Annotated in this window: 6 protein-coding genes; 3 read left to right on the top strand and 3 right to left on the bottom strand. The window is 63.7% G+C overall.

Annotated features, from left to right (window positions below; genetic code table 11):
• Positions 1–239: 239 nt before the first annotated feature.
• A complete protein-coding gene (locus ABE456_RS28080) occupies positions 240–2,159 on the top strand; it encodes a methyl-accepting chemotaxis protein (RefSeq protein WP_346646838.1) in 1,920 nt (639 codons plus the stop codon).
• A 42-nt stretch (positions 2,160–2,201) separates the two neighbouring features.
• Here ABE456_RS28080 and ABE456_RS28075 read toward each other — a convergent pair whose 3' ends face one another.
• Positions 2,202–3,098, bottom strand: coding sequence for a LysR family transcriptional regulator (locus ABE456_RS28075; RefSeq protein ID WP_346646837.1), 897 nt, complete (start codon positions 3,096–3,098; stop codon positions 2,202–2,204).
• 197 nt (positions 3,099–3,295) lie between these two features.
• Positions 3,296–3,886 (bottom strand): NAD(P)H-dependent oxidoreductase, encoded by a 591-nt coding sequence (locus ABE456_RS28070; RefSeq protein WP_346646836.1) that lies wholly within the window; start codon positions 3,884–3,886, stop codon positions 3,296–3,298.
• Positions 3,887–4,041: 155 nt separating this feature from the next.
• On the opposite strand from ABE456_RS28070, the gene ABE456_RS28065 reads away from it, so the two are divergent.
• Positions 4,042–4,356 (top strand): putative quinol monooxygenase, encoded by a 315-nt coding sequence (locus ABE456_RS28065; protein WP_346646835.1) that lies wholly within the window; start codon positions 4,042–4,044, stop codon positions 4,354–4,356.
• On the opposite strand, the gene ABE456_RS28060 is transcribed toward ABE456_RS28065, so the two are convergent.
• Positions 4,346–5,110 carry a sulfite exporter TauE/SafE family protein gene (locus ABE456_RS28060; protein ID WP_346646834.1) on the bottom strand — a complete coding sequence of 255 codons (765 nt, stop codon included), beginning with the start codon at positions 5,108–5,110 and terminating at the stop codon, positions 4,346–4,348. The two genes, ABE456_RS28065 and ABE456_RS28060, sit on opposite strands and share 11 nt — an antisense overlap.
• A gap of 77 nt (positions 5,111–5,187) precedes the next feature.
• Here ABE456_RS28060 and ABE456_RS28055 point away from each other — a divergent pair, with 77 nt between their 5' ends.
• Positions 5,188–6,069 carry a LysR substrate-binding domain-containing protein gene (locus ABE456_RS28055; protein ID WP_346646833.1) on the top strand — a complete coding sequence of 294 codons (882 nt, stop codon included), beginning with the start codon at positions 5,188–5,190 and terminating at the stop codon, positions 6,067–6,069.
• The last annotated feature ends 174 nt before the right edge of the window (positions 6,070–6,243 follow it).

Here is a 6,243-nt window from a genome sequence, read left to right as displayed (position 1 = left end):
GGCCGCACAGCGGCCCCAGGCTTCCAGCGTTGCAGCAAAAATTGCTAGGGCCGCTACGCGGCCCTTTCGCGACGCAAGGCCGCTCCCACAAAAAACTCCCAAACCTACCTTTTGCTGAAAAAGCGTTTCAGCTTCCCTCATCATTGCCGATAACCCGTGCACGAGTCAGCGGGCATCCAGAACAACAACGCCTGGCGATCGAAGATCAAGCGAGCGAAAACTACTTCTGGAGAGCGTGCATGAACAGCTGGTTCGCCAACATCAGCGTCAACCTCAAACTCGGCCTGGGCTTTGGCCTGGTACTGATCCTCACCGGCCTGCTGGCCTTGACCGGCTGGACCAGCCTGGGCAGCCTGATCGACCGCAGCAACTGGATGGGCGATATCGGCCAGCTCAACAAAGACCTCACCGACCTGCGCATTGCGCGCCTGCAGTACATGATCGCCAATGGCGACGATGCCGCAGCAGCCAATACCCAGGCCAAGCTGGACGCCTTCGGCAAACAGCAGGCCTACCTGGCCAGCACCTTCAAGAGCCCGGAGAACGTCAAGCTGCTGGGCGAACTGGGCGAGACCATCAGCGCCTACAAGCTATCGCTGAACAAGATGCGCCAGGGCTACGACGCCACCCGCGCCGCCCGTGCGGCCATGGACAGTTCTGCAACCCGCGCCGACCAGGCCATGGACGCCCTCAGCCAGGAAGTCATGGCACGCCCAGAAGCCGACAGCGTGCGCCTGGCCCAGTACCAACTGATCAGCAAGGCCCGCCAGCAACTGCTGCAGGTGCGCATCGACGTGCGCGGCTACATTGCCGACAACAGTGCCGCCAACGAGCAGGCCGCCCTGCGCCAGCTGGACGCGGCCCTGGCCGAGATCGACGACCTCAAGCGCCAGCTGCCCGCCGAAGACGCCCGCCTGCAACAGTTCGAACGCTCGGTGCTGGCCTACCGTGACGCCGTGCGCCAGTTCCGCGACGCGGTCGCCAACATCACCACCTCTCGCGCCGAAATGACCGTGCAAGGCGCCGACATCGTCAAGCGCAGCGATGCGCTGTACCAGATCCAGCTGGAACGTCGCGACATCGAAAGCACCCAGGCCCGCAGCCTGCAGGCCATCGCCACGCTGCTGGCATTGCTGGTCGGCGTACTGGCGGCAGTGCTGATCACCCGGCAGATCACCCGCCCACTGCACGACACCCTGGTGGCGGTGGAAAAGATCGCCAGCGGCGACCTTACCCAGCACCTGCGCGTTACCCGCCGCGACGAACTGGGCATGCTGCAGCAAGGCATCGCGCGCATGGGCACTACCCTGCGCGAGCTGATCAGCGGCATCCATGATGGCGTCACCCAGATCGCCAGCGCCGCCGAGGAGCTATCGGCAGTGACCGAGCAAACCAGCGCCGGTGCCAACAGCCAGAAGGTCGAGACCGACCAGGTGGCCACTGCCATGCACGAAATGGCCGCCACGGTTCAGGAAGTGGCGCGCAATGCCGAACAGGCCTCGCATGCCGCCACCGGTGCCGATGACGAAGCCCGCGCCGGCGACCGTGTGGTGGGCGAAGCGATTGGCCAGATCGAGCGCCTGGCCGAAGAGATGCACCGCTCCACCGAGGCCATGAACCTGCTGCAGCAGGAAAGCCAGAAGATCGGCAGCGTGATGGACGTGATCAAATCGGTGGCCGAGCAAACCAACCTGCTGGCGCTTAACGCGGCGATCGAAGCGGCGCGTGCTGGCGAAGCCGGCCGTGGCTTTGCCGTGGTCGCCGATGAAGTGCGCGGCCTGGCCCAGCGCACGCAGAAGTCTACCGAAGAGATTGAAGAGCTGATTGCCAGCCTGCAGCACGGCACCCAGCAAGTGGCCACCGCCATGCACGGCAGCCGCACCCTGACCGACAGCAGTGTCGAGCTGGCGCGCAAGGCCGGGGCATCGTTGGAAAGCATTACCAGCACGGTGTCGGGCATCCAGTCGATGAACCAGCAGATTGCTGCGGCGGCGGAACAGCAGAGTGCGGTGGCTGAGGAGATCAGCCGCAGCATCCTGAATGTGCGCGATGTGTCGGAGCAGACGGCGGCAGCCAGTGACGAGACGGCGGCATCCAGCGTGGAGCTGGCGCGGCTGGGTGGGCAGTTGCAGACGTTGGTCAGCCAGTTCCGCGTCTGACCTCTGAAACCTGGGGCCGCTTTGCGGCCCTGCCGCGGTCGCTCAGCAGGCGTACATCGCCAGCTTGCGCTGGATAAAATCGAGGAAGCACTGAATACGCAACGCCAACTGGGTGTTGCGGTAGTACACCGCGTGGATTGGCTGGCGGTAGCCGTTGTTGGCCTCGCTCAGCAACACTTGCAGGCGCCCGGCGCGGATGTCCTCGTGGGTCATGAAGTGCGACAGGCTGACGATGCCCTCCCCGGCCAGTGCCAGTTGGCGCAGGGTTTCGCCACTGGAGGCGATCAGCGCCGGGCGGATGCTCCAGCGGTCACCCTGGGCATGGCGCAGCGGCCAGTGGTTGAGCGTTTCGGGCTGGCTGAAGCCAAGCAGGCAGTGATTGTTCAGGTCTTCGACCTGTTGCGGCGTGCCGTGCTGCTCCAGGTAGGCCGGGCTGGCCAGCACCTGCACCGGGCTGCAACCCAGGTTGCGTGCATGCAGGCTGGAATCGGCCAGTTCGCCGATGCGGATCGCCACGTCGGTGCTTTGCTCCAGCAGGTCGATGATCAGGTCGTCGGTGTTCAGCTCCAGCTCGATGCCCGGGTACTGGCGGCGGAACTCGCCGATCCACGGCAGGATGGCATGCAGCATGAATGGCGCGGCGGCATTGATGCGCAGGCGCCCGGTGGGCGTCTGCCGGTTCATCGACAGGCGCTCTTCCATCTCGTCCATCTGCTCCAGGATGAGCCGCGAGCGCTCAAGGAAGAAACGGCCCTCTTCGGTCAGGTCCATGCGCCGGGTGGTGCGGTTGACCAGCGTGGTGCCCAGCTTGCCCTCCAGGCGCGACAGGGTGCGGCTGACGGCGGACGGGGTCTGCCCCATCTGCTCGGCGGCGGCGGAGATCGAGCCGCAGTCGATGACGGCGACGAATACCTGGAGCTCTTCGGATCGGGTTTTCACATCTGGGCCTGTGGTGGGTCTCAGCAGAGATTAGATAGCCGCTTGTCGATGCCAAGTCCAGTGCTGCCTGTACGGGCCTCTTCGCGGCGGTTCGACGCCTCGATAAACCCGCTCCCACAAGTACCCACAGTCCTTGAGACCTGTGCAATACCTGTGGGAGCGGGTTTACCCGCGAAGAGGCACTTACAGGCGAATGCTTACTGTGCCTTTCCAAACACCTTGTCCAAATGCGCCTCATAGGCCGCCAACGCCGCCGGCACATCCGGGCGCTTCATCACATCCACTGCCAAAAAGGTCGGCAGGCCAGTCATGCCAAGGAACTGGTTGGCCTTGTGGAACGGGAAGTACACCGCATCCACACCCTTGCCTTCAAAGAAATCCGTCGGGTCATCAAACGCTTGCTGCGGCGCGTTCCAGGTCAGCGACAGCATGTACTGCTTGCCATGCACCAAGCCGCCGCTGCCGTACTTCTGCGAGTGGTCGGAACGGGTGCGGCCGTCGTTGGCATACAGGCTGCCATGGCCTGCAGTGAACACATCGTCGACGTACTTCTTCACGGTCCACGGCGCCCCCATCCACCAGCCGGGCATCTGGTAGATCACCACATCGGCCCACAGAAACTTCTCCACCTCTTCCTGGGCGTCATAGCCGCCGTCGATGAAGGTCTGGCGCACATCGAAACCGGCACGGTCCAGGTAAGCGATGGCCGTTTCGTGCAAGGTCGCGTTGAGGCGACCGTCAGAGTGAGCGAACTGTTTACCACCGTTGAGCAAAAGGATCTTCTTCATGCGGGCCTCGCGGAAAAATTCAGGCCGGCAGGTTAGAGCCTCGCAGACTCTGGAAACAGCAGCGATGGGGCAAAATACAATTGACCTTAAATCACGAATGAGCAACACATTATTGCCGTAGAATCGCTTCACCGCCCATCACCGAGTAGCGCCCCATGAGTGAACAGTACGCCTTCATCCTCAAAGCCAAGACCCGCCCGGAAATGGCTGAAGCGTTCGAGACCCTGTTCCGACCCTACGTCGAGCCAAGCCGCCAGGAGCCAGGCTGCATCGAATACCACATGCTGCGCGACAAGCAGGACCCGAGCCTGTTCGTGTTCTTCGAGGTGTGGGCCGACAAGGCCGCGCTGGACGTGCACTCGGCCCTGCCGCACATGACCGCGTTCTTTGAACAGCGCATGGACTACCTGGAACGCGATTTCGATATCCAGATGATCGACATGCTCAGCGCCTCATCGGCTAACCGTTGATCAGCAAATGGCCGCCGAGTGCGGCCAGGCCGATGAAGAAGCAACGCTTGAACAGCAGCGCGCTGATGCGCTGACGCAGCCACTGACCGGCCAGCATGCCGAGCAAGGCCGGCGCCAGCATCAACAGCGAAGCCCCCAGTGCCTGGCCACCCAGGGCATCCTGCCCGGCCAGGCCAACGGCCAAGGCCAGGGTCGACACCGTGAACGACAGGCCCAGGGCCTGGACCATCTGCTCCCGGCTCATGCCCAGGCTCTGCAGGTAAGGCACCGCCGGCATCACGAACACCCCGGTCGCCGCCGTGACCAGGCCAGTTACCAGGCCGCAAAGCGGCCCCAGCCAGCGTTCGTGCCCTGGCGCCAGGTGCAAGCCTGGGCCGACCAGCCCGTACAACGCATACACCAGCAAAGCCGCACCCAGCGCGTGTGCGGCCCACGGCCCGCTGTTGATCCCCAGCCAGGCGCTGCCCAGCAAGGTACCAACGAAGATCATCGCCAGCATCGGCCCCAGGCGGACCAACAAGCCACGCAGGTGTCCGCCGCTGGCCAGCTGCCACAGATTGGTGAGGGTCGAGGGCACGATCAGCAACGCCGCAGCCTGCACCGGCGACATAGCCAGGCCCAACAGGCCCATGGCGATGGTTGGCAGGCCGAGGCCAATCACCCCTTTCACCGCACCGGCCAGCAGGAAGGTAAGCACCACCAGCAATGACAGTGCCGGGCCAATGTTCTGGTAGAAAGCGAGCAAGGTATTCATGGGCCGATGATGGCGTATACCGGCCGAGCTGAAAATCTGCCATATACTCAGCCTGACTCTTGCCAGGACAGAGCCAGATGCATTTCGACCTGATCGACCTCAGGCTGTTCCAGCACACCCTGGAGTGCGGCAACATCACCGCAGGTGCCAGCCGCAGCCACCTGTCACTGCCGGCGGCCAGTGCGCGCATCCGCGCCATGGAAGCATCGCTGGGCATCCCTTTGCTGGAACGCAACCGCCGTGGCGTGCAACCGACCCCAGCCGGCCAGGCACTGCTACAGCATGCCCGACTGATAACGCAGCAGGTCGAGCGCCTGCAGTTCGACCTGGGCCAGTACGCGCAGGGGCAGCAAGGCCAGGTCCGTTTGTTGTGCAACACCGCAGCGCTCACCGAGTACCTGCCGGAGCTGTTGGCCAACTACCTGGCTGAAAACCCGGGGGTAAGCGTGGATGTGCAGGAGTTGCCCAGCTTGCGCATCGTGCAGTCGATTACCCAGGCCATGGCCGACCTGGGCATCGTCTCGACCGCTGCCCCCAGCGAGCATCTACAGACCCGGCCGTTTCGTGACGACCCGCTGGTGCTGGTGACACCTTTGGGCCACCCGCTGGCCAGTGCGGTCGCGCCGAGCTTTATCGACAGCCTGGCCCATGGCTATGTCGGGCTGGGGGCAGCTAGTGCATTGGCTTTGTATCTGGAAGAGCAGGCACTGCGCGAGGGGCAGCGCATGCGGGTTCGGGTGCGGGCCGAGGGGTTCGATGGGGTAATCCGCATGGTCGCGGGCGGGGCTGGGGTCGGGGTGGTGCCGTTGGCTGCGGTGAAACGTTGGCAAGGGTTGTTGCCATTGCACTGGGTGGCGCTGGAAGAGCCATGGGCCAACCGTCGTTTGCTGCTGTGCGCCCGTGATTTTGCGGCCCTGCCGGGCTATGCCGCCGGGTTGGTAAACACCCTCACCAGCTGACGCAATCAATATGCTGCCTGTGCTTGCCGGCGATAGGCCCATGACTTGAAGTCGATGCGGTCGATGTGGGAGCAACTGTCTTGCTCAATTTCTAAAAGCTGGCGCGATCCCTGTGGGAGCGGGCTTGCCCGCGAACACGGGCGAAGCCCGTGCCATCCACCGCGGTGTCTTCTT

This window comes from Pseudomonas sp. TWI929, from assembly GCF_039673335.1.
In the GTDB taxonomy this organism is placed as follows: domain Bacteria; phylum Pseudomonadota; class Gammaproteobacteria; order Pseudomonadales; family Pseudomonadaceae; genus Aquipseudomonas.
Note: the sequence above shows the minus strand (reverse complement) of the source record. Positions and strands in the feature narration are given on the sequence as shown.